This window comes from Paenibacillus polymyxa, from assembly GCF_001719045.1.
Classification (GTDB): domain Bacteria; phylum Bacillota; class Bacilli; order Paenibacillales; family Paenibacillaceae; genus Paenibacillus; species Paenibacillus polymyxa_B.
On record NZ_CP015423.1, the window covers coordinates 2,972,501 to 2,994,342 of the forward strand.

A 21,842-nucleotide genomic window follows, 5' to 3' on the forward strand; every position below is an offset into this window, starting at 1 on the left:
GCAGTGAAAAGGCCCAAGCGACTGTTTAGCAAAAACACAGGTCTGTGCGAAGCCGCAAGGCGAAGTATACGGGCTGACGCCTGCCCGGTGCTGGAAGGTTAAGGGGAGTGGTAAGCCTTCGGGCGAAGCTATGAACCGAAGCCCCAGTAAACGGCGGCCGTAACTATAACGGTCCTAAGGTAGCGAAATTCCTTGTCAGGTAAATTCTGACCCGCACGAATGGCGTAACGACTTGGGCGCTGTCTCAACGAGAGATCCGGTGAAATTTTAATACCTGTGAAGATGCAGGTTACCCGCGACAAGACGGAAAGACCCCATGGAGCTTTACTGCAGCTTGATATTGAATTTGGGTACGATCTGTACAGGATAGGTGGGAGCCGTAGAATCTTGAGCGCCAGCTTGAGAGGAGGCATCCTTGGGATACCACCCTGATCGTATCTAGGTTCTAACTTGGTACCGTGACCCGGTGCGAGGACAGTGTCAGGTGGGCAGTTTGACTGGGGCGGTCGCCTCCTAAAGAGTAACGGAGGCGCCCCAAGGTTCCCTCAGAATGGTTGGAAATCATTCGAAGAGTGCAAAGGCAGAAGGGAGCTTGACTGCGAGACCTACAAGTCGAGCAGGGACGAAAGTCGGGCTTAGTGATCCGGTGGTACCGCATGGAAGGGCCATCGCTCAACGGATAAAAGCTACCCTGGGGATAACAGGCTTATCTCCCCCAAGAGTCCACATCGACGGGGAGGTTTGGCACCTCGATGTCGGCTCATCGCATCCTGGGGCTGAAGTAGGTCCCAAGGGTTGGGCTGTTCGCCCATTAAAGCGGTACGCGAGCTGGGTTCAGAACGTCGTGAGACAGTTCGGTCCCTATCTGTCGTGGGCGTAGGAAATTTGAGAGGAGCTGTCCTTAGTACGAGAGGACCGGGATGGACGTACCGCTGGTGTACCAGTTGTTCCGCCAGGAGCACCGCTGGGTAGCTATGTACGGAAGGGATAAGCGCTGAAAGCATCTAAGCGTGAAGCCCCCCTCAAGATGAGATTTCCCAGTATGTAAGACCCCTTGAAGACGACGAGGTAGATAGGTTGGGGGTGGAAGTGCAGTAATGCATGGAGCTGACCAATACTAATCGGTCGAGGGCTTATCCTAAGAATAAAACGCAAATGAGTTTCGGATCCAGTTTTCAGGGTGTAACCTTGAAGGTAGAATTTGCACAGCAAATTCATGTTTGGTGGCGATAGCGGAGGGGTTCCACACGTACCCATCCCGAACACGACCGTTAAGCCCTCCAGCGCCGATGGTACTTGGACCGCAGGGTCCTGGGAGAGTAGGACGTCGCCAAGCAACAAGCAAAGAGGACCATGATCTCAATGAGATCATGGTCCTCTTTGGTATATTACGGTACAAACCACTTATACAATTGCTTCTATGCTGCGCATTCAAAGAGGAGATATGCTTTTGTGAATAGCTATTACCTTTGGGAACGCTTATTTTTAAAGGTTGTCCTTCGTAGGAGTACAGTTGTTTGTACAGGGAAATACTAAAGGTTAGGGCTATTGATGAAGGCTTGACACCCCTATACCGCTTTGCTAAGATTGCAATAATATATTTTCAGAGAGCCTTGATTTGTCCATGTCGGACAGACAACAAGACCAATACAGACTAAACAATTTGAAGGAGGATCATCTTGGTGTGGGAAGATAAATTCGGTAAGGAAGGCCTTACCTTTGACGATGTTTTGCTGGTACCTCGCAAGTCGGTGGTTCTGCCCAAAGAAGTAAGCGTGGCGACTCGTTTGAGTGATAACGTGAAGCTGAATATTCCTTTGATGAGTGCTGGTATGGATACTGTTACTGAGGCAGTGTTGGCAATCGCGATGGCTCGTGAGGGCGGTATCGGTATTATTCATAAAAATATGTCGATTGAACAGCAAGCAGTAGAGGTGGATCGGGTTAAACGTTCGGAGAGTGGTGTTATCACCAATCCATTCTCATTGACTCCGGATCATTTGGTATCTGATGCTGAAGCAGTTATGGGTAAATATCGTATTTCTGGTGTACCTGTTGTAAATGAAGAAAACAAACTGGTGGGTATTATTACTAACCGCGATCTTCGCTTTATTCACGATTTTAACCTTAAAATCAGTGAAGTCATGACGAAGGAAGAACTGGTAACTGCACCTGTGGGTACGACTTTACAGGAAGCGGAAGTCATTTTGCAAAAGCATAAAATTGAAAAGCTTCCTTTGGTTGATGATGAAAATTATCTCAAAGGACTTATCACCATTAAAGATATTGAGAAAGCTATTCAATTTCCGAACGCAGCGAAAGATGCACAAGGGCGTCTTCTGGTCGGTGCGGCTGTCGGCATTTCCAAGGATACATTTGATCGGACTGAAGCACTTGTAAAAGCTGGTGTGGATATGATTGTTGTGGACTCTGCTCACGGCCATCATATTAACATTATTGAAGCGGTCCGCAAGCTGCGTGAAGCTTATCCTGATCTGACGATTGTAGCAGGTAATGTAGCTACTGGTGACGGAACGCGCGAATTGATTGAAGCAGGAGCATCTGTCGTAAAAGTCGGTATTGGTCCAGGCTCCATCTGTACAACACGCGTAATCGCAGGGATTGGTGTTCCACAAGTAACAGCAATTTATGATTGTGCAACAGTAGCACGTGAATATAATATTCCGATCATTGCAGACGGTGGTATTAAATACTCCGGTGAAATTACAAAGGCCATTGCGGCAGGCGCTTCTGCGGTAATGCTGGGAAGTCTTTTTGCAGGTACGGAAGAAAGCCCAGGCGAATCTGAAATTTATCAAGGACGCCGCTTTAAAGTATATCGTGGTATGGGTTCTATGGCTGCGATGAAGCAAGGTAGTAAAGATCGTTATTTCCAAGATGACGACAAGAAATTGGTACCGGAAGGCATCGAAGGACGCGTTGCTTATAAAGGACCACTTTCCGACACTGTTCATCAGCTGTTGGGCGGTCTTCGTTCCGGTATGGGTTATTGCGGTACAGCTAATATTGAGGAGCTTCGTAACGATACAAGCTTTATCCGTATTACAGGCGCTGGTCTGCGTGAGAGCCATCCGCATGATGTGCAAATTACGAAAGAAGCACCAAACTACTCTCTATAAAGTTCGGCTGTAGTAGACTTGACGACAGGCAGAGCGTATTTCGCTCTGCCTGTCTTTTTTTAGAGATACCCCTGTGATAGAATAGACAAGTGTCCGCCTTTTTGACGAAATTATTGACGAATTAGGACACGTAGGTCTTTTGGACGATTCCTACCAGTGAAGAAGATTCGAGCAGAAAATGCTCATGACAGGATACAACTAAGCAAACGAAGTGAAACTGGATTTTATAACACTTAAACATTATTACATTGGCCAAGTTGAGGCTATAACCACCGTCTCGTTATACATAGCGGATCGGGTTGAGGTATGAGAGGAGTTTGTATTCATTTGAAAGCGAACAATTTAAAGCAAAATAAAAAACGCAGCATGATTAAAAAGAGTGTGACTGCAGTCATGGTGCTTAATATGATGTATATGTCGGCATTGCCTGTTGTAGGCAATTTCGATTCGAGCGTGGCTACTTTTGCAGCTGGAGCGGCAACACAGGCAACCAATATTACGGGGACAGGTTCTATTAACCCCCCTAGTCTGGCACTACGTTCCGCCATTTTAATCGAGCCTTCCACTGGGCAAGTATTGCTGTCTATGAATCCAGATGAGCCACTTCCACCAGCAAGTATGACTAAAATGATGACAGAATACATCGTGGCTGAACAGGTTAAGCAAGGTAAACTCAAGTGGACGGATAAAGTTACGGTTAACGAGAATGCTTCTAAGAGCATTGGATCACGTATTTTTTTGGCTCAAGGGGATCAACATACGGTAGAAGAGCTTTATATTGCAATGGCGGTAGGTTCTGCTAATGATGCAACAGTAGCCCTTGCTGAACGCGTATCTGGAACTGAGCAGGACTTTGTAAAACTAATGAATGAAACAGCTCAGAGAATGGGCATGAAAAATACGTATTTTATCAACTCGACTGGTTTGGACCGTGGTGATATGCCGAAAGGCTTCCAGCCGGATACAGACCGGGAAACTGTGATGACAGCGAGAGATGCAGCTACTCTGGCTGGTTACATCATTAAAGATCATCCAGATTACACACGATTTACGACAATTCAATCTTACAAATTCCGTCCTACTGACAAGGCGCCAATTATTAACTATAACTGGATGCTAGAAGCAAACAAAAATATTACTAACTTTAGAAAGTTTGCTTACCCAGGTTTAGACGGGATGAAAACAGGCCACACGGCTAATGCTGGAAACTGTTTTACAGGAACCGCTGAACGCAACGGAATGCGTCTCATCAGTGTAGTTATGGGAGCTGATTCAGATGCACACCGTTTTACAGAGACAGCTAAAGTGCTGAACTATGGTTTTGATAATTTTGAAGTGAAGCAGGTTATTGCTCCAAAGACGGTGGTTAAGGGTGTTGAGAATGTGCCAGTGACCAAAGGTACGGAAACAGAAGTACCGATCGTCACCAAGGATGCAGTAAGCTTTATCGTACCTAAGGGTGCGAGCAATCCTAAGGTAACCTTTACAACGAACATTACACCAGCAAGCTCTCTGGTGGCACCTTTGAAGCAAGGGGCCAAAGTCGGAACAATTACGTACACGTACAAGACAGACGGTGTGGATAAAGGGCAGACAAAAACCGTGGATCTGGTTACTACGACGGCAGTAGAAGAGGGCGGCTGGTTCCGAATGCTTTTCCGGGCAATCGGTGATTTCTTCGGAGATCTGTTCCAGGGAATTAAGAACCTCTTCTAAAAAAGCAAAGCTAGGCGATCTACCTTGTTTTTCATTACTTATTTTGCAGCTTGAAATGATTGTGTATTTGGCATTCGTGCGGTAAAATATTAAGTTAGAATCTAAACGTAACCCTTATAGGAGGCAACGACATGGAAACGGGAACTTCGCGTGTAAAAAGAGGTATGGCAGAGATGCAAAAAGGTGGCGTAATCATGGATGTCATGAACGCTGAGCAGGCTAAAATTGCAGAGGCTGCAGGAGCTACAGCTGTAATGGCTCTTGAACGGGTGCCTTCGGATATCCGTGCAGCTGGTGGGGTTGCTCGTATGGCTGACCCAACGATTGTGGAAGAAGTTATGAAGGTTGTTTCTATTCCTGTTATGGCTAAGGCTCGTATCGGTCACTATGTAGAGGCAAAGGTACTGGAATCTCTCGGTGTTGACTATCTCGATGAAAGCGAAGTGCTGACACCTGCGGATGAAGTTTTCCATATTGATAAGCGGGAGTTCACCGTTCCATTTGTTTGTGGAGCCAAGGATCTGGGAGAAGCGCTGCGTCGTATTGGTGAGGGTGCATCTATGATCCGTACGAAGGGCGAACCGGGGACTGGGAATATTGTTGAGGCCGTTCGGCATATGCGTTTTATCAATGGTCAAATTCGCAAGGTGCAAAACTTGTCGAAGGACGAGCTGTATGCAGAGGCGAAAAACCTCGGAGTTGCATATGAACTGCTGTTGGAAGTGCATGAGCTTGGCAAACTGCCAGTGGTCAATTTTGCAGCGGGTGGTGTAGCAACACCTGCCGATGCCGCGTTAATGATGCATTTAGGCGCTGATGGCGTCTTTGTAGGTTCTGGTATCTTCAAGTCGGATAGCCCTGAGAAGTTTGCACGTGCCATCGTGGAAGCGACCACTCATTATACGGATTACAAGCTGATTGCAGAAGTCTCCAAGAATTTGGGAACTCCTATGAAAGGCATTGAAATTTCCAAACTGGCACCGCATGAGCGCATGCAGGATCGTGGTTGGTAAGAAAGAAGGGACCGGCATGAAAATAGGTGTATTGTCGCTGCAAGGCGCTGTAGCTGAACATATACGTAGCGTTGAACGTGCGGGTGCGGAATGTATAGCGGTGAAGAAGATCGAACAGCTCAATGAGCTGTCCGGTCTTATCATTCCCGGTGGTGAAAGCACCACTATTGGTAAGCTAATGCGCAAGTATGATTTCATAGAGGCTATACGTCAGTTTTCCAATCAAGGCAAGCCTGTATTTGGCACTTGCGCGGGATTGATTGTACTGGCTAAAACGATTCAAGGACAGGAAGAAGCACATTTGGGACTCATGGATATTACAGTATCGCGTAATGCATTTGGTCGCCAAAGAGAGAGCTTTGAAACAGACTTGAACATTAAAGGGATTGACGAGCCGGTACGTGCTGTATTTATACGCGCGCCATTAATTCAGTCTGTTGGAACGGGAGTAGATGTGTTGTCTGAGTATAACGGCGAGATCGTGGCAGCCCGTCAGGGTCATTTGTTGGCTTCATCCTTCCATCCGGAGTTAACAGACGATTACCGGTTACATCAATATTTTGTGGATATGGTCCGCGAATAGTGAAAGTCAGGTTTGTAGTGTAGGAGGGATTACCTGTGTTAGATATAAAGATTTTACGTAATGAGCTTGGTCGGGTTGAGAAAGCTTTGCAGAACAGGGGGAAATCTCTGGATCTGATTAATGGTTTTACAGATCTGGATGTAAGCCGTCGTGAGTTACTTCAGGAAAGTGAAGGGCTCAAAAATCGTCGGAACGTGGTATCCGGTGAAGTAGCCAAGTTGAAGAAGAACAAGGAAAATGCGGATGATCTTATTGCAGAAATGCGTCAAGTCTCCGATCGTATCAAAGAATTAGATGAGCAAGTACGCGAACTGGAAGTTCAGATCGATGAATTGGTGATGTCTATTCCGAATATTCCTAATGATACAGTACCTGTAGGTGCATCGGAAGAGGATAATGTAGAAATCCGTCGCTGGTCGGAGCCGCGCGAGTTTTCTTTTACACCCAAAGCGCATTGGGAATTGGCTCAGGATCTAGATATCCTTGATTTTGAGGCAGCAGCCAAGGTAACGGGTTCTCGTTTTACGTTCTACAAAGGACTGGGAGCAAGATTAGAGCGTGCGCTGATTAACTTTATGATGGATCTGCACAGCAGTGAGCATGGTTATGAAGAAATGCTTCCTCCATACATTGTAAATCGGGACAGCTTGTACGGAACGGGTCAACTTCCGAAGTTTGAAGAAGATTTGTTCAAGCTGCGTGATACTGAGTATTATCTCATTCCTACGGCTGAAGTTCCGGTAACGAACTACCACCGTGAAGAGATTATGAATGCGGAGCAGCTTCCGAAATATTATGTGGCATACAGCTCTTGCTTTCGCTCGGAGGCAGGATCAGCAGGACGTGATACACGTGGCCTGATCCGTCAGCATCAGTTCAATAAGGTAGAGATGCTTAAGCTGGTTCACCCGGATACCTCTTATGAGGAATTGGAGAAAATGACGAATAACGCTGAGCGTGTTTTACAGCTGCTCGGACTTCCATATCGCGTGCTGGCACTTTGCACTGGAGATATGGGTTTTACGTCTGCCAAAACGTACGATCTGGAAGTATGGTTGCCTGAGAGTGGCATGTACCGTGAGATTTCTTCCTGTTCAAATACGGAAGACTTCCAAGCGCGTCGTGCGAACATCCGGTTTCGTCCAGATTCGAAGGCAAAGCCTGAATTTGTACATACGCTGAACGGTTCAGGATTGGCTGTAGGGCGGACTGTGGCTGCTATTTTGGAGAACTATCAGCAAGAGGACGGAAGCATCGTGATCCCAGAAGTGTTGCGTTCATACATGCGAGGCATTGAGGTTATTGCTCCTAAACAGTAAGTGTTGCATTCTTAGAAGTTCTGTGGTAAAATAATTTTGTTGCGCCTGAGTATGTTTAAAAGGGAAGCAGCTTTATCCATTTACCACCTGGAGAGGTACCGAAGCGGTCATAACGGGGCGGTCTTGAAAACCGTTAGAGTGCAAGCTCACATGGGTTCGAATCCCATCCTCTCCGTCAGTTTAATAATTTCCTTGCTGCATAAGGATTTGTAGCAAGTATGATTGAAACGCACTTTACCGTTGGATAGCGGTGTGGTGCGTTTTTTTGTGTTCGTGACCGTTGGATAAACATCTGACGGAGGTATAGGATTATGAATACAAACACGGGGGGCAAACCGCGTAAACGCGGGCAGCGGAAGAATAGTTTGGACATTCCCCAGCGGTTTCTCGACCGTCTGAGTCCATCGGTTTTGGAAACGTCTCGGGTGGCGCAGGATGAGAGAGCGAGCGTATCGCCTGAGATTCTGACACTGGAGGGGCTGTTCAAACGCTATTACACCGCATACTCTATTTTTTTCATACATCAGTTTGCAGGCCCATAATCAATTGCAACTAATATCTCGACAGGTCAGATCATTGTATTCCAAATATATCTTGCAGATAGTTATCAAGAATACGAAGGGGCTCGTGTAAAGCTTGGTTTGGAAACTTATGAGTTACCTTATAGCATATTCTTGGAGGCACCGATACCGATAGTTTCTGAAGAACAAAATCTCCCATCCGCATCATATGTGCGCCAATCGAAGCGGGAACTATCGACCATTGTCTGGCGTCCTTCAAAAAAGTAGTGATGAGTCCCGCTGAGTCCAGATGAACACGGGACGGGCAAAGAGGGTCCCACCACTGGTCATGTCTGAATTGAAACTCTCTATTCCAATTTATGAAGACTTCGTCTTGCGCCGCCAATTCTTCCATTTCAACAGTATCTCCGGCCTGCCGCCCCGACACAGCCAGGCGCAACAGCATCATTTCTTCAGTAAAAAACGGTTTAACAGTGACACTAGGCGACACGATTTCTCGCACCACAAACGCCACATCCATCTCGCGCCGCTCAATACTATCAAAAGCTTCCTGAGTATGCTGCGTACGAATTTGCAGTCGGATGGACGGGGTATGCTGATTAAGCATTCTATATACAGGAGGCAAAACAAATTGACTTATACTTTCGGCAGCGCTTATTGCCAGACTTAACTGCGAACCGCTAGCCTGCAAGATTTGTGTTTCCCTCCAGAGAGCATCCCATCTTTCCGCAATGCTAAAAAAGTTTTCCCCTTTTGGGGTCAGACTGGTTTTGGGTGCCCCTTTTCTTCGCTCAACCAAAAGGCCACCCATTTCCTGTTCCAATGTCTTTAACCGATAGCTCACCGTAGCTTGTGACAGGTGCAGCAATTCGGCCGCTTTGCTTATACTCTCGGTCCGTACGATAGCTAAAAACGCTTCAATCCCAGGAAAATACATAGAATACCTCCTCAATATATAGAAATGATTAATATAGTTCACAAAATATTTGAGTTTTACAACATTATTCTTTATGTTTAAAATTATCTTTAATAAAGACGAGGGGTCAAATTTTATTATAGTGCGTTTTCATATTCCCAGGTATTCATGCCGGTAATATTGGTTGTAAGGTAGCGCAGCGTCTTGGAAACTTTGAGGCATATGGTCCGATCCTGCAGCGCCTAAATGCACCGATCAATGACCTTTCAAGAGGTTTTACTGCCGATGAAGTCTATAATATGGAAATAATTACTTCTTCCTCAAAAGGATAAAATGAAGATCATCAAACGGGTTTTCTTCGAAGAATGGTATAGGTAATGAAAGGTGGTTTAGCAATGAAGATTCTCATAGTTGGCTATTTTAGCGAGACCTCGAAATCAAATATTGTAAGGTATTTTCCTCAAGACTGGAATGTTGTAATTGTCCCGCCCGGAAAAGAAATGCTGCATCATATTGAAGATTGCCAGGTAATTATTCCTGAACATATTAAAGTGGATCACAGCCTGCTTTCTATCGCAAAAAAATTAAAATTGGTACAGACGGGTGCAGGATTTGATAATGTAGATGTCCCTGCCTGTACACAGCTCGGCATTTGGGTGGCCAATGCTGCAGGAGTGAATGCACAGGCAGTGGCCGAGCACGTAATGGCACTGATATTGTCTTATTATAAAAACATACCGTTTCTTGATACTTTCATGAAAAACAGGATGGATGAAAATCAATTGGACTATACAGGGAGTGAATTAAAAGGCAAAACGATTGGAATTATCGGTTTGGGCGCTATCGGAAAAAAAGTAGCTGCATTTTGCAGGGTTTTTGATATGAATGTGCTGGCTTATGCGAGAAATGCTCTTGTACAATCTGACGGTTTTGTGAAAATGACGGATTTCGATACTCTTGTAAGCACATCGGATATAGTCAGTGTACATGTACCCTTGAATCAACAAACCAAACAACTGATCAACAAAGCGGCATTCAAGAAAATGAAGAATACCGCTCTTTTTATCAATACAGCCCGCGGCGGGATTGTCAACGAAAGAGACTTGATTGATGCATTAAAAAACGGGGATATTTCAGGCGCATGCCTGGATGTGTTTGAATCTGAACCGCTTCCTATTGACAGTGAGCTCCGGAATCTGAGTAATGTGATACTTACTCCCCATACAGCAGGAATGCCTGATGGTCGAAAATTTCATAAAAAAAGATATGATTTCTTTATAAACAATATAAAACGTGTAGAAAATGGTGAAGAGCCTGAAAGCAAGCTCAATCAGTTATTATAGTTTTGGTGCAATAAAAATGAGCTATCGGGGCAGCTCCGTGCACCTGGTTGCCTCCAGATAATGGCAAGGGGACACGGCAGCGTTGCAGACAGGCCAGCAGTTGTAGCGGTTCTTGCATTAGACTTCACAAACCCAGTCATACCAAGGCTCGGCGGCTTTTCATAGGTAGTAGCGGTCTTGAAAACCGTTAGGATGCAAGCCCGCATGGGTTCGAATCCCATCCTCTCCGCCATATTCTAAAATAAACCAAGCCATTCAAATACGACTAGCTGGTACATTAGGTTTTATATACTAATGATCAGGAATCGTGAAGAATGGCTTTTTTGTTGTATAAAAAGCCTGTTTTTTTCACACGTTATCAGATGTGGAGGTGCTGGCATGAATCGAGAAATGACAGTAGATCAGCAAAAGCTGGTAGAGGCCTGGCAGGAACAACTGCCGATTCTTTTGAATTCAGGGGACAAATCACAGGTACAGGCAGATGAAGCTGACAACCGGGCTATACGGATCCATATCGAGGTAGAAGGCCGACAAATGTACTCCTTTGATTTTGCATGTACTTATGTAGACTCCCGGGAAGTACAGGTTAGCTTAGTCGATGTAGAACGGGACGGACAGTCTGTGGATGAACGAACAGATATCATTCAGCAGTTAGTGTCCGATTATACTCGGCATATTCACCAATGTGCCCAAACATTACAGTCATTGACGCACTCGTAGGTCATGAAGGAATGAGGAGGAAGACTACATGACAAAAGCCAAAAACGGTCTGGATAAAAACCTGTCTAACATTGTTGATGATTTGGAGCAACGCCCAGTTAATAGTCATCAGGCACAGCAAGTGCAGCAGGATCGTAATGATCGCCGTCATCAGGATTCACTAAATCACGATAAAACGGAAGATCTACACCATCTATAGTCCTATTTTAAATGGTAATAAACGGATTCGTTGATGTACCACAAATATAGACTGAGAATGGAGGATGCATAAATGGGCAAGCCTAAAGCCATTCCTGTACCCGAAGCACAGGATTCTGGTGGAAGTAACGAAAAGCGGGAGCGTAGTCATCAGCAAGAGCCGTTATCCGGTTCCAAGAAGGTGAAACAGCGGAATCACGTGGATCATCATAATAGAGAAGGCTCATAAGCAGGCAGACCTTTCTCCTAAAATATATTGCATAGTGTAAGACACCCTGGTAAGAGAGCCAGGGTGTCTTTGTGCTTATTGTAAGAAAATTTTCCAATAAGTGTTTCGCCGTTTGAGAATATGAGTTAAAATAGGAGGTGTGTATTTTTTTTAGTTAGCATAAAAAAGGGGTTAATTACGAGAGGAGAGAATCTACACAATGAGTAAAAAGTTATCCGTCTTGGTACTCACTATGGTGTTGCTTTTGACGGTAGCCCTGGTAGGTTGTAGCAAGAAGTTAGAACCAAAGGAAGCTGTTACGACCGGTACAGCTAATGCAATGAAGTTGAACTCTTATGAATCCAAAAGTCAATTCACGATTAAGGAACTGACCATTACATCCGCTTCTGTTCCAAGTGAGCAAAGTGCAATGGTAACTAGCATGCTGAAAAATGCTGATATTACGCTGGATGGTGTATACCAAAAAGAACCTTTCCAATCTGAAATGACGCTCGGCATTCATTTGAAAGGTGATCTTTCCACCAGCTTCACGATTCCAATGGTAATGACTAAAGATAAACTGTACGTTAAAATTCCTAATATTCCATTTTACCCACTTCCACAGGATGTTGTAGGTAAATTCTTGGTCATTGATCCACAAGAACTGGCTAAACAATCAGGACAAGAATTTAATCCTGCAGCCATGGATCAGGAAAAATCGCAGAAATTTGCGAATGAAGTGATTGCTGCTATTATGAACGAGTATGATCAAGCTACGTACTTCTTTGATATTGATCCTAAAGACGCTAAATTGCCACAAGGCGTTGAAGCTAAACAAGTCGTTCAATTCAAAATTACGAACGACAATGTGAAGCAAGCTACCAATACATTTATCACTAAGGCGCTTCCTAAAGTCCTTGATGTGATGTCTAAAGATGAATATGCTAGCATGCTTCAAGTGAAGAAGGAAGAGCTGGCTGAAGCGAAGAAAGAACTGCAATCCAACACCAGCGAAGTTAGCAAAAAGCTGGATGAGTTGAAAAATTACTTGACAGTGAAACAGTTTGACATTAACACAGCTTTGAACAAGGATAACATTCCTGTGTATCAAGACCTGAATGCGAATGTAGAGATGAATGATCCGGCCACAAAAGACAATGTAAAATTGTCCGTAACAGGCTACACGCAATACAGTAAAATCAATGCTAAAGCAGCATTTAAAGTGGGTATTCCAACAGGTGATCAAGTCCTGACTATGGAACAGCTGCAACAAAAAATGCAAACTGTTGCTCCTTAAGTATGGGATGACATGATTGTATAACATCATTTTTTTCGAATATGATGTAAGAAAACCGCTCGGCATAAGCCGGGCGGTTTTTTGTTTACTGTTAATGTTGTCCCTGTGCAGTCATTTAGCTCTGCCACACGTCATCCTCAGCTAAAAGTCCAAACATCTGGTGATCCTGCCATGTGCCCTGAATTTGTACTAGCTTGCGAGCAATGCCTTCTGGCTGGAAGCCGCACTTTTTTAATACACGTTGTGAGGGATCATTATGCAAAAGGGTACCCGCTTGGAGACGATGTAGAGATAAGGCACGAAAGGCATATTGTATGATCAACTTTAAGGCTGCGGTCATATGCCCTTTACCCTGTTCATGATGATCCATCATGTAGCCGATATCAGCGAATTGTCCAACTCCACGTACTAGATTGGAAATAGAGATATAACCGATGAGCCGTTCTTCCTTTAAGAGAAAGATACCAAACACGTAACCTCGATCCTCTTCGGCCTGACGCAATTTCTGACGGATATAATCCTGCTGTTTCTCTAATGTGAAAAATGAATCCTCGTAAAGCGGCTCATAAGGCGCATGGGAATCCCTATTACGGTGCCTAAGGGCGAGAAGGGCTTCGCTATCCGCCAAGCTAAATGGCCGTAAAAAGATACCTTGAGGCGTATTATACAAGCTCATAGGCATGGGTTGATCTCCTTCCATGGGGAATTAGCAATAAGATGAAGTGTTTTGGACTTTTCCCCCTCAGGATGAGGATGGGGGAGGAGACAATCTGGCTGCCGCTCTTTTTTGCCGGAGATGCCGAAAAAAGTTCGTTAGCAGCGAGGCGCATTCTTCCTGTAGTACACCACTAGTTACTTCTGTACAATGATTGAACCGAGGCTCCTGCAATAAATTCATTAACGTGCCTGCGCAGCCCGCCTTGGGATCTGTAGTTCCGTATATCAAATGGGGAACCCGTGATTGAACAATGGCTCCGGCGCACATTGGACACGGCTCCAAAGTGACATACAGCCTACAATCCAGCAGGCGCCAAGCGCCTAAGTGCTCACTGGCCTGACGAATGGCAACCATCTCTGCATGTGCGGTTGGGTCAGCATCCGTCTCGCGCAAATTGTAGCCGCGACCGATGATTTCATTATCTTTTACGATGACAGCCCCGATGGGGACTTCACCTAACATTTCTGCCTTATACGCTTCCTGAATGGCTTCTTTCATCCAATAGGCGTGATCCATGGTGGTCACTGGGAAAATGCTCCTTTCAAAACGCGGAATTATCCAACGAACAAATATTCCGTTGTTAACATGATGTGAATAAAATTGTGGATAACATGGCACTTGTCCACAGGTTTATCCACAGTTTATAATAAAATCTGTGTATTTGTGGACTACTTGTGGATGATTATCTTCTTATATTGTAGGCAAACCCTTGTCTATTGACAATACTGTACACAAGGTGTGTATTTATGTATATCCGGTAAATGTAAATGCTGGTATCACAGGCGCTATTACGGTATCATTGAGTTAGCAATTGCCAGTAATCGCCAGCATACGGCAAGAGGTGAGAAATCAGTGTGTCGATAAAAATCAGAATAACGATCATTTTGTCGGGGTCCGTCCTGTTTATCCTTTTATTAAACATCGCACTCAATTATTACACGACCCACGAAAATCTAAGAAGTGACAGTGAAACTAAAATGGTTCTGACGGCTAAAATTATCGGAGGAGCTATCGAACAAACCCAACATAGCTGGGAGGCCGTTGACAAGCAGCTCGGATATAATCTGTGGCTTTCTGCCACGTTGGCTGCTAATCAGCTAGGTCCTGACATCCGAAATATTCAGCAGGAACAGCTTCAAAAGGTGGCCTCACTCCACAGAGATACTAATATTTCTTTGATGATTCGAGACCGGCAGGGGTATAAGGTTGTTAAATCCTCGGATCCAAAAGAAGTAACGCCATCTGATCCATTGACAGGGTATTGGAAAAATGCAGTTGACCAATTATATGAGCATGGACAGGCTGCAATGGCGCAAGGTCAGAAACTGGATCATTTTTGGACCGGATCATTTGACTACACCGGTTCAGGCTCCTCACAGATTAACAAATGGGGATTTTATTATGACCAAAAACGTAACTACTTAATTCGAATTTCCTTTCAGGATACTTCAGTGCAAGATTTTATAACCATACTGAGCCCCGATGAGATTGTAAAGCAAACCCAACAAGTGGATTATCGCATCATGGAGATTACAGGAATTAACCCTGCAACCTTTGGTGGCGCTTCGATGGACAAGAACGGGAACGATTCGAAATACTATTACATGTACAATAAACCGATCCAATTTGGCACGTATCAACTAACGAGAGTGAAGGAAGATCGTTTGGCCGTGTCCAGAGCTATCCTCTCCGGGGAGAGTATTGTACAAGACTGCTATATCAAAGGCGAACGGGTTCTCGTCAGTTACATACCTTTTTACCCGGCTAACCGCGAAGCCTATGTTATCCGTATTGTTATGAATTATGATACGATTACTTCTGTTATTTCCAAGCAATTGATAAGCTTAATTGCTATTTCCATTGTCCTTTTGGAGGTTGTAATCATTGGAAGCTATGTGCTGGCAAGTCTGTTTGTTCGCCCAATTCAGTCGATTCTGGGGAAAGTGAACGAGATGGCTGATGGTCATTTTGATACACGGTTAGAAATAAAAGGTGGTCATGAGCTTGCACAGTTGGGTGAACGCATCAATGCGATGGCCTACAACCTAGGGATGTACACGAGAAGACTGGAACAGATGTATGAAGAGAACCGTTCTGTAAAGGAGCATCTGGAATCGGTTATTAATCAGACAGCGGATGCGATTCATGTAACCGACGAGGAGGATCGCGTCGTTCGGGTCAATCATGCCTTCGAAGCTTTGTACGGCTGGACCAAGAAGGAATTGGTTGGTCGTAAGCTGGAGTTTGTACCTCCGCAGCAACAGGAGGAGTATGAATTTCAGAAGAAGAGCCTGCTTCAGGGAGAGAGCATCGTATCAAGTGAGACCCTTAGAATGCGTAAGGATGGAAGTACAGTAGAGATCAGTATGAGCACGTCGCCTATTCTGGATGAAGAAGGCCAAATTTTGGGGTTTATCTGCGTGTCGCGTGATATTACGGGTCGCAACCGGATGGAAGAGTTGTTGCGCAGATCAGAGAAACTGACAACCGTCGGACAATTGGCGGCAGGCGTAGCGCATGAGATTCGTAATCCGCTAACTACGCTACGAGGCTTTCTCCAACTACAGCAGCAAAATCAAGTGTTGAATATGAAACACAACGATATTATGATGTCTGAGCTGGATCGTATTAATTTGATCGTTAGCGAGTTTTTAATACTCGCGAAGCCACAGGCAGTGCATTTTCAGAAAAAGGATGTTCGCTATATTGTGAGCGACGTGATTTCTTTACTAGATAGTCAGGCGCATCTGCTGGGCATTGTATTCAATCTTCAGGTCACGGACGAGCCTGCCCTAGTATACGCTGAAGAAAATCAGTTAAAACAGGTATTCATTAATTTACTTAAAAATAGCATGGAGGCTATGAGTAAAGGTGGTATCATCACGATTCATTTGTTCTTGGAGGGAGAAAGCGTTAAAATCTCTATACGGGATCAGGGAGCGGGTATTCCCGCAGAAATGCTGTCCAAGCTAGGAGAACCTTTTTTCACAAACAAAGAAACAGGGACAGGACTAGGACTTATGGTCAGTCAGCGTATTATACAGAGTCATAAAGGCACACTGGATATTGAAAGCACAGAGGGAGAGGGAACGACAGCCCTGGTGCAGCTTCCGATTGCCAAGCCGGAGTAACGGGCTGGGCGCAGGAGGAAGTGTGTTAGTAGAAATGGAGGGTACACAGGTTGCGCATTAACAAGTTTATCAGCGAAACCGGTTTTTGCTCGCGCCGCGAGGCGGACAAGCTGGTAGAGAGCGGCCGCGTGACGATTAACGGCGAAGTGGCTGTGCTGGGTAGTCAAGCGGAAGAAGGCGATGATGTTCGCGTGAACGGCAAGCCACTGCGCGAGAAGTCCGATCACGTCTACATTGCATTGAACAAGCCGGTGGGCATTACAAGTACAACCGAGAGCCATATTAGAGGCAATGTTGTTGATTTTGTGGGGCACCCACAGCGGATATTCCCGATTGGACGCCTGGATAAGGATTCGGAAGGTCTCATTTTACTTACCAATGATGGGGACATTGTAAATAAGATTTTACGGGCAGAAGGCAAGCATGAGAAAGAATATATCGTAACGGTGGATCGCCCTGTTATACCGTCTTTTGTGCAGGGCATGTCCAGCGGGGTGAAAATACTCGGCCAGCGGACGCTACCTTGTGAGGTGACGCGTGTATCTGAGTATGTATTCCGTATTATCCTGACTGAAGGCAAAAATCGTCAGATCCGGCGTATGTGTGCTGCCTTCGGTTATGAAGTTAAAAAACTGCAACGGCTGCGAATCATGAATATTCGGTTGGGGTCCCTTCAGAAAGGTGCCTGGCGTGACCTGACAGAGGCTGAGAAGCAGGAGCTTGGCCAGATGCTCGATTATACGCTTAGCTAATGCCAGAGGGGCTTTGTATAGCCTACAGCGTATGATCCTCGTATCTGACAAGTCCAGATTACAGGAAACACTAAACAAAGAGGCACCAGCTGCATAAAAATGCGGCGGTGCCTTTGTTCATATAACATATGCATAATCAACCTTCATTCGAGCTTGAGGTAGGACTGATAACCTGTGTTCCGTTCTGATATTTGCGGAGAACAGATATTTCAACACGACGGTTTTTGGCGCGTCCTTGACCATCTTGATTGCTTGCCAATGGACGATACTCGCCATAACCGATGGATACAAACTTGGTTGGATCGAGATCTGGATTGAGCAACAAGATACGCAAGAAATTCAGAGAGCGCTTGGCGCTCAAATCAAAGTTAGACGGGAACTGGCTGTTGGAGATCGGTACATTATCCGTGTGACCCGATACGATAACATCATAGCCAGGGAACTGCTGGAGCATACTAGAAATGGACTTGGCCAGCTTTCTCGCTCCCGGTTTCACTTCGGCTTCCCCGGATGAAAACAGGGCATTATCACTAATGGTGATCATCAGCTGAGATTGGTTCAGCTTGGTATTCAGCAGAGGTGACAGGCCGTTATTTTGAATATATTGATCCATCTGTTTTTTAAGCTTTTTTAAATCTTCTTCTTCCCGCTGGGCAAGCTGTTTTTGCAGTTCAGAGGTAGAAGTAGCTTTCGATTTTAAGGGTTGTGATACTTGTTCTTTATTTTTGCCCATATCCATGGATTGTGACGACGGATTCGCGGCCGAGTGATCCAGCACGCCAGTGCCGCCACTAAAAGCTGAACTCAGGGATTGAGCCATAGTTTCAAATTTTTTGGCGTCGAGCGAGCTCATACCGAATAAGACAATGAAAAGAGCCAACAGAAGGGTCATTAAGTCGGAATATGGCAACAGCCAGCTTTCGTCAGCATGCTCTTCATGCGGTTCATGTCTCTTTTTACTCACTGGAATCGCCATCCTTCTGGGTCATCGTAGCCCGTTCGGTCGGAGTCAGGAAGATCGTCAGTTTCTGACTGATGGCAATTGTCGATATCCCCGATTGAATGGAAAGCAGACCTTCGACCATCATTAATTTAAGCTCCACTTCTTTTTTGGATAACCGTTTCAGCTTGTTGGACATCGGATGCCACAGAACATAACCTGTAAAAATACCGAGCAACGTCGCAATGAAGGCTGCTGCAATGGCGTGAGAGAGCTTTTCCATGTCACTAAGGTCAGCCAGAGCGGCAATCAGACCTACAACGGCACCGAGTACCCCGAGCGTTGGAGCGTACATACCGGCTTGGGAGAAGATCAGTGCGCCAGAGCGATGTCGATCCTCGGTAGCATTGATATCCTCCATCAGAACGTCCCGTACGAATTCCTGATCATTGCCGTCAATAATCATTCGCATGCCGCCACGCATAAAGGGATCGTCGATTTCCTCTACCTTAGACTCCAAGGCGAGCAGACCTTCACGACGGGTAATGGATGCCCACTCGGTAAACGTACCGATGAGCTCTTTGCGGTCTAACAGTTTTTGTTCGGTGAAAATAACCTTGAACAGCTTCGGAATCCGTTTGATTTCTGCCATCGGGAAGGCCATAAATATACTCGCTGCCGTTCCGACGAAAATAATCATGTAAGCAGCGGGATTATTGACCAAATTGACGACCGGAGCGCCTTTTAAGATCATCCCGACGACCAGTGACACAATCCCGAGCACAAGTCCGATAATGGTTGAAATTTGCATGATACACCTCATCCATGAGAATAGATTTTGAATCCTTTCATGCCGCCGGGGTCGTCCTTGCCCCAAGCGCGTCATTACAAGACGGATTATAGTATTTATCGACAAAACTCTCTTTTTTGTTAAGTGCGAATTTCCGGTATAATAAGGTGATTATGTATTGAATGGCGGAACCATTGGAGGAAATGGCATGGGAGTAAAGCATGGGCGTGAGTATGAACAAATTTTGAACGATTTTACAGAGGCTGTGGGGCGCATCCCAGATAGCTATGAATTTTTTGAGATGGAAGCAGAAGATTGGGACAGGCTGGACCCGGCGGGACGTCAGGAAGTCAATGAAGCTTTGGCAGAAGACTTATTTTATGCACTGGGTACAGAGCCCACAATCACTGTAGGGAGTGGCGTTGTGATCTATGAGCCGGAGCAGCATCGCATCTATGTACTTATTGGGGACGAGGAGCTGACGTCAGTCCCTTTGATTTGAGGTCCGTCTTATGGATTTATCAACGGGGCCGTGGTAATATGTACACCAATATATCGTAGTTTTGGCCGTATTTAAGCGGTCGAAAGGCTTCCGTATAAACGGGGAGGAGTTCGTAACATGCCTTTTACACAAGAAGAGATTGAAGCACATCTGGAGAAACTGGAGGGCTGGGAACTGGAGGAAGGACGTTGGATCGTTCGAAAATATAATTTTTCCAGTTTTATGAAAGGGATTGCATTCGTGGATGAAGTTGCCGCTATATCTGAAGCATTCAATCATCATCCATTTATTACGATTGATTATAAGACCGTGACTCTGCGTTTGACCTCTTGGGACGACGGCGGTATTATGGCCGTGGATATTAAGGAAGCCCAACAATATAATGAAGCTTTTGAAAAAATGCGCAGCAGTCATTGAGCTTGTAATGATCTGTCGTATGATGATAAAAGCGCCTTCGCTATACAACATCGTGGTTGTATGCCGAAGGCGCTTTTATCATAGAATCTGGGTTGGGTGCTCGGGACGATATACCATACAATAAAATGGTTTTTTGCCATCAGGAGTCTGGCGTTCATAGGTATCTGTAAGCTCAAATCCAGCCGCCTTGTAGGCCCGGATAGCGCGCCCATTCCAAGTGAGCACCTCTAGATCAATTTCATTCTTCGGGTTGCGTCGTTGAGCTTCCTCTGCAATGGCACGGACAAAATCAGAGCCTTTGCCATGTCCGCATCTGTCAGGATGCATTCCAAGACCTAGCCGGGTCACACCGATCATAGGAAAATATTGAGCAAATCCCGTCAGTTTGTTCTCTTTATCCAGTACGGCAACATATTGCTCTTGGCGAAGCGTGGGACTTCCAAATTCGACTTCAAGCGCCTTCATTTGTTCCCAGGGGAGCCAACCGTATATGTTATAAGGTGGATCATAGTGCCACTCACAGATTGCAGCCGCTTGATGCTCGTCCATCGGTACGATCCGATAGTTGGATATTGAGGCCGGCATGTGTTCCATCCTCCTTTTACACAGGTACTTCAATCATTAACAACAGATTGTAGACAAGTTGCAGAGGAATGGCAAGCGTGTTTATTTCATACCTAAGTCGGGTATACATTCAATAAGAAGGAATTACTGCTCATATGCTCCCCCAGCGGTGACGGTAAAACCGACGATGTTCGCTACAATTGAAACCTTTTGAGGTCTCAGTTCGTCAGTAAAGATAATAATTGCTGATGTTGTGGACATAAAAAACCGCAATTCGATTCCGGCCAGAATCAAATTGCGGCTAGGGTTAGCTTGCTGTGCGTTAGTTATTCTACGTTATCGTCATCAGGAATGTCTGAAGCTACAGAATGGTAAGCGTCTGTGCTCATAATTCTTTTTGCACCGACATAGCGGTTAGCGTAATAATTTTCGTTCAGTGAGCTAACTACTACACCACGTGAAGTCGAGGAGTGGGCAAATTTCCCTTCACCTACGAAGATACCTACATGGGAAATGCCTCTTCCTGTGGTGTTGAAGAACACCAGGTCCCCAGGTCTCATTTCATCGCGGGATACAGAAGATCCCATTTTGAATTGTGATCCTGATTGATGCGGAAGTTTAATTCCCAGTTTGTTGTATACGTACATTGTGAAGCCGGAGCAATCGAATCCCTCGAGTGTAGTGCCTCCGCTTCTGTAGTTCGTTCCTTTGGCATCTTGGATGACCTGGTCCATCTTAGAGTCTGCATATGCACTGCCGCCACCGAATGTAAAAGATGTAAAGGCAATGGCAAGACCCATAGCTGCGATCGTTAGCTTCTTCTTCAAAAAAAATATACCCCTTCCAATGCCTGCGAGGTTAGCTTAAGGATTCGGTAGAAGGTTCCCCTATGACCACTCTGTTGCGAGATCAATTCACCCAAACTGGTTCCCCCGCTTCCTAGGTGCCAGGAATTAGGCTTAACTTAAGATGTGCACCTTGGAGAGCAGTATTCACAGAAACGTTATTTTTGAGATAAAGGTTACAATAAAGATTACAAAGTTGTTACTATCAG

Annotated in this window: 22 protein-coding genes, 1 tRNA gene, 2 rRNA genes, 1 pseudogene and 1 riboswitch (1 of these 27 cut by a window edge); of the genes and pseudogenes, 19 read left to right on the forward strand and 7 right to left on the reverse strand. The window is 45.3% G+C overall.

The genetic code is table 11. From position 1 onward, the window contains the following. The 9 genes from AOU00_RS13215 to AOU00_RS13255 all read left to right on the forward strand — a co-directional run. Positions 1-1,141, forward strand: a 23S ribosomal RNA gene (locus AOU00_RS13215); it begins 1,786 nt to the left of the window's first position. A gap of 78 nt (positions 1,142-1,219) precedes the next feature. After that, positions 1,220-1,336, forward strand: a 5S ribosomal RNA gene (gene rrf, locus AOU00_RS13220). A 346-nt stretch (positions 1,337-1,682) separates the two neighbouring features. Beyond that, the gene (gene guaB / locus AOU00_RS13225) at positions 1,683-3,140 is read left to right on the forward strand and encodes an IMP dehydrogenase (RefSeq protein WP_013308172.1); all 1,458 of its coding nucleotides are present in this window, start codon (positions 1,683-1,685) and stop codon (positions 3,138-3,140) included. Between the two features lie 327 nt (positions 3,141-3,467). Continuing rightward, a complete protein-coding gene (locus AOU00_RS13230) occupies positions 3,468-4,856 on the forward strand; it encodes a D-alanyl-D-alanine carboxypeptidase family protein (protein WP_069290774.1) in 1,389 nt (462 codons plus the stop codon). A gap of 131 nt (positions 4,857-4,987) precedes the next feature. Continuing rightward, complete coding sequence (pdxS, locus tag AOU00_RS13235; RefSeq protein ID WP_061831829.1) at positions 4,988-5,869, forward strand: pyridoxal 5'-phosphate synthase lyase subunit PdxS; 882 nt, start codon at positions 4,988-4,990, stop codon at positions 5,867-5,869. 16 nt (positions 5,870-5,885) lie between these two features. Beyond that, positions 5,886-6,452, forward strand: coding sequence for a pyridoxal 5'-phosphate synthase glutaminase subunit PdxT (gene pdxT / locus AOU00_RS13240; RefSeq protein ID WP_069290775.1), 567 nt, complete (start codon positions 5,886-5,888; stop codon positions 6,450-6,452). A gap of 35 nt (positions 6,453-6,487) precedes the next feature. Further along, positions 6,488-7,771 carry a serine--tRNA ligase gene (gene serS / locus AOU00_RS13245; RefSeq protein WP_013308176.1) on the forward strand — a complete coding sequence of 428 codons (1,284 nt, stop codon included), beginning with the start codon at positions 6,488-6,490 and terminating at the stop codon, positions 7,769-7,771. 89 nt (positions 7,772-7,860) lie between these two features. Continuing rightward, positions 7,861-7,946, forward strand: a tRNA-Ser gene (locus tag AOU00_RS13250). Between the two features lie 136 nt (positions 7,947-8,082). Next, on the forward strand, positions 8,083-8,313 hold the full coding sequence (locus AOU00_RS13255; RefSeq protein ID WP_069290776.1) for a hypothetical protein: 231 nt from the start codon (positions 8,083-8,085) through the stop codon (positions 8,311-8,313). A gap of 31 nt (positions 8,314-8,344) precedes the next feature. Here AOU00_RS13255 and AOU00_RS13260 read toward each other — a convergent pair whose 3' ends face one another. Continuing rightward, positions 8,345-9,229, reverse strand: coding sequence for a LysR family transcriptional regulator (locus tag AOU00_RS13260; protein ID WP_069290777.1), 885 nt, complete (start codon positions 9,227-9,229; stop codon positions 8,345-8,347). A 125-nt stretch (positions 9,230-9,354) separates the two neighbouring features. Between AOU00_RS13260 and AOU00_RS25840 the strand changes: the two are divergent. The 6 genes and pseudogenes from AOU00_RS25840 to AOU00_RS13285 form a co-directional block, all read left to right on the forward strand. Beyond that, positions 9,355-9,540 (forward strand): annotated as a pseudogene (locus tag AOU00_RS25840) (phosphate acyltransferase); the annotation flags it as partial. 63 nt (positions 9,541-9,603) lie between these two features. After that, the gene (locus AOU00_RS13265; protein ID WP_069290778.1) at positions 9,604-10,551 is read left to right on the forward strand and encodes an NAD(P)-dependent oxidoreductase; all 948 of its coding nucleotides are present in this window, start codon (positions 9,604-9,606) and stop codon (positions 10,549-10,551) included. 378 nt (positions 10,552-10,929) lie between these two features. After that, positions 10,930-11,271 carry a hypothetical protein gene (locus AOU00_RS13275; RefSeq protein ID WP_029514958.1) on the forward strand — a complete coding sequence of 114 codons (342 nt, stop codon included), beginning with the start codon at positions 10,930-10,932 and terminating at the stop codon, positions 11,269-11,271. A 28-nt stretch (positions 11,272-11,299) separates the two neighbouring features. After that, positions 11,300-11,470: a hypothetical protein gene (locus AOU00_RS26610; protein WP_007428073.1), complete on the forward strand. Its 171-nt coding sequence runs from the start codon at positions 11,300-11,302 to the stop codon at positions 11,468-11,470. A gap of 72 nt (positions 11,471-11,542) precedes the next feature. Next, positions 11,543-11,698 (forward strand): small acid-soluble spore protein P, encoded by a 156-nt coding sequence (locus tag AOU00_RS13280; RefSeq protein WP_029514956.1) that lies wholly within the window; start codon positions 11,543-11,545, stop codon positions 11,696-11,698. Positions 11,699-11,897: 199 nt separating this feature from the next. Further along, positions 11,898-12,974, forward strand: coding sequence for a hypothetical protein (locus AOU00_RS13285; RefSeq protein WP_061831824.1), 1,077 nt, complete (start codon positions 11,898-11,900; stop codon positions 12,972-12,974). A gap of 115 nt (positions 12,975-13,089) precedes the next feature. Here AOU00_RS13285 and AOU00_RS13290 read toward each other — a convergent pair whose 3' ends face one another. Beyond that, positions 13,090-13,656, reverse strand: coding sequence for a GNAT family N-acetyltransferase (locus AOU00_RS13290; protein ID WP_069290779.1), 567 nt, complete (start codon positions 13,654-13,656; stop codon positions 13,090-13,092). A gap of 60 nt (positions 13,657-13,716) precedes the next feature. Next, a complete protein-coding gene (gene tadA / locus AOU00_RS13295) occupies positions 13,717-14,217 on the reverse strand; it encodes a tRNA adenosine(34) deaminase TadA (protein ID WP_061831822.1) in 501 nt (166 codons plus the stop codon). Between the two features lie 329 nt (positions 14,218-14,546). Between tadA and AOU00_RS13300 the strand changes: the two genes are divergently transcribed. Both AOU00_RS13300 and rluF read left to right on the forward strand, forming a co-directional pair. Then, the gene (locus tag AOU00_RS13300) at positions 14,547-16,823 is read left to right on the forward strand and encodes a PAS domain S-box protein (RefSeq protein WP_069290780.1); all 2,277 of its coding nucleotides are present in this window, start codon (positions 14,547-14,549) and stop codon (positions 16,821-16,823) included. 50 nt (positions 16,824-16,873) lie between these two features. Next, positions 16,874-17,575: a 23S rRNA pseudouridine(2604) synthase RluF gene (gene rluF, locus AOU00_RS13305; protein WP_069290781.1), complete on the forward strand. Its 702-nt coding sequence runs from the start codon at positions 16,874-16,876 to the stop codon at positions 17,573-17,575. Between the two features lie 136 nt (positions 17,576-17,711). Here rluF and motB read toward each other — a convergent pair whose 3' ends face one another. After that, on the reverse strand, positions 17,712-18,539 hold the full coding sequence (motB, locus tag AOU00_RS13310; protein ID WP_069290782.1) for a flagellar motor protein MotB: 828 nt from the start codon (positions 18,537-18,539) through the stop codon (positions 17,712-17,714). Next, positions 18,532-19,326, reverse strand: a complete 795-nt coding sequence (motA, locus tag AOU00_RS13315) for a flagellar motor stator protein MotA (RefSeq protein WP_025723780.1) — start codon at positions 19,324-19,326, stop codon at positions 18,532-18,534. Before motA ends, motB begins: the two co-directional genes overlap by 8 nt. Before the next feature lie 187 nt (positions 19,327-19,513). Between motA and AOU00_RS13320 the strand changes: the two genes are divergently transcribed. Continuing rightward, entirely contained in the window at positions 19,514-19,807 is a 294-nt protein-coding gene (locus tag AOU00_RS13320; RefSeq protein ID WP_069290783.1) for a hypothetical protein, read from the forward strand. 117 nt (positions 19,808-19,924) lie between these two features. Next, positions 19,925-20,224, forward strand: a complete 300-nt coding sequence (locus AOU00_RS13325; RefSeq protein ID WP_007428083.1) for a 4a-hydroxytetrahydrobiopterin dehydratase — start codon at positions 19,925-19,927, stop codon at positions 20,222-20,224. A 78-nt stretch (positions 20,225-20,302) separates the two neighbouring features. Here the strand turns inward: AOU00_RS13325 and AOU00_RS13330 are convergent, their stop codons facing one another. Together AOU00_RS13330 and AOU00_RS13335 are read right to left on the reverse strand one after the other, a co-directional pair. After that, positions 20,303-20,809, reverse strand: coding sequence for a GNAT family N-acetyltransferase (locus tag AOU00_RS13330; RefSeq protein ID WP_061831816.1), 507 nt, complete (start codon positions 20,807-20,809; stop codon positions 20,303-20,305). Between the two features lie 305 nt (positions 20,810-21,114). Beyond that, on the reverse strand, positions 21,115-21,615 hold the full coding sequence (locus AOU00_RS13335) for a C40 family peptidase (protein WP_061831815.1): 501 nt from the start codon (positions 21,613-21,615) through the stop codon (positions 21,115-21,117). A gap of 5 nt (positions 21,616-21,620) precedes the next feature. After that, positions 21,621-21,758: riboswitch (cyclic di-AMP (ydaO/yuaA leader) on the reverse strand. Between the last annotated feature and the right edge of the window lie 84 nt (positions 21,759-21,842).

Excerpts from the sequence above, each read along its gene's own strand:
- AOU00_RS13285 (WP_061831824.1), top strand. The coding sequence starts at position 11,898 with ATGAGTAAAAAGTTATCCGTCTTGGTACTCACTATGGTGTTGCTTTTG.
- motA (WP_025723780.1), bottom strand. The coding sequence starts at position 19,326 with ATGCAAATTTCAACCATTATCGGACTTGTGCTCGGGATTGTGTCACTG.
- pdxS (WP_061831829.1), top strand. The coding sequence starts at position 4,988 with ATGGAAACGGGAACTTCGCGTGTAAAAAGAGGTATGGCAGAGATGCAA.
- AOU00_RS13275 (WP_029514958.1), top strand. The coding sequence starts at position 10,930 with ATGAATCGAGAAATGACAGTAGATCAGCAAAAGCTGGTAGAGGCCTGG.
- AOU00_RS13255 (WP_069290776.1), top strand. The coding sequence starts at position 8,083 with ATGAATACAAACACGGGGGGCAAACCGCGTAAACGCGGGCAGCGGAAG.
- AOU00_RS13290 (WP_069290779.1), bottom strand. The coding sequence starts at position 13,656 with ATGCCTATGAGCTTGTATAATACGCCTCAAGGTATCTTTTTACGGCCA.
- pdxT (WP_069290775.1), top strand. The coding sequence starts at position 5,886 with ATGAAAATAGGTGTATTGTCGCTGCAAGGCGCTGTAGCTGAACATATA.
- AOU00_RS13280 (WP_029514956.1), top strand. The coding sequence starts at position 11,543 with ATGGGCAAGCCTAAAGCCATTCCTGTACCCGAAGCACAGGATTCTGGT.
- AOU00_RS13325 (WP_007428083.1), top strand. The coding sequence starts at position 19,925 with ATGCCTTTTACACAAGAAGAGATTGAAGCACATCTGGAGAAACTGGAG.
- AOU00_RS13320 (WP_069290783.1), top strand. The coding sequence starts at position 19,514 with ATGGGAGTAAAGCATGGGCGTGAGTATGAACAAATTTTGAACGATTTT.
- AOU00_RS13260 (WP_069290777.1), bottom strand. The coding sequence starts at position 9,229 with ATGTATTTTCCTGGGATTGAAGCGTTTTTAGCTATCGTACGGACCGAG.
- AOU00_RS13330 (WP_061831816.1), bottom strand. The coding sequence starts at position 20,809 with ATGCCGGCCTCAATATCCAACTATCGGATCGTACCGATGGACGAGCAT.
- AOU00_RS13265 (WP_069290778.1), top strand. The coding sequence starts at position 9,604 with ATGAAGATTCTCATAGTTGGCTATTTTAGCGAGACCTCGAAATCAAAT.
- AOU00_RS26610 (WP_007428073.1), top strand. The coding sequence starts at position 11,300 with ATGACAAAAGCCAAAAACGGTCTGGATAAAAACCTGTCTAACATTGTT.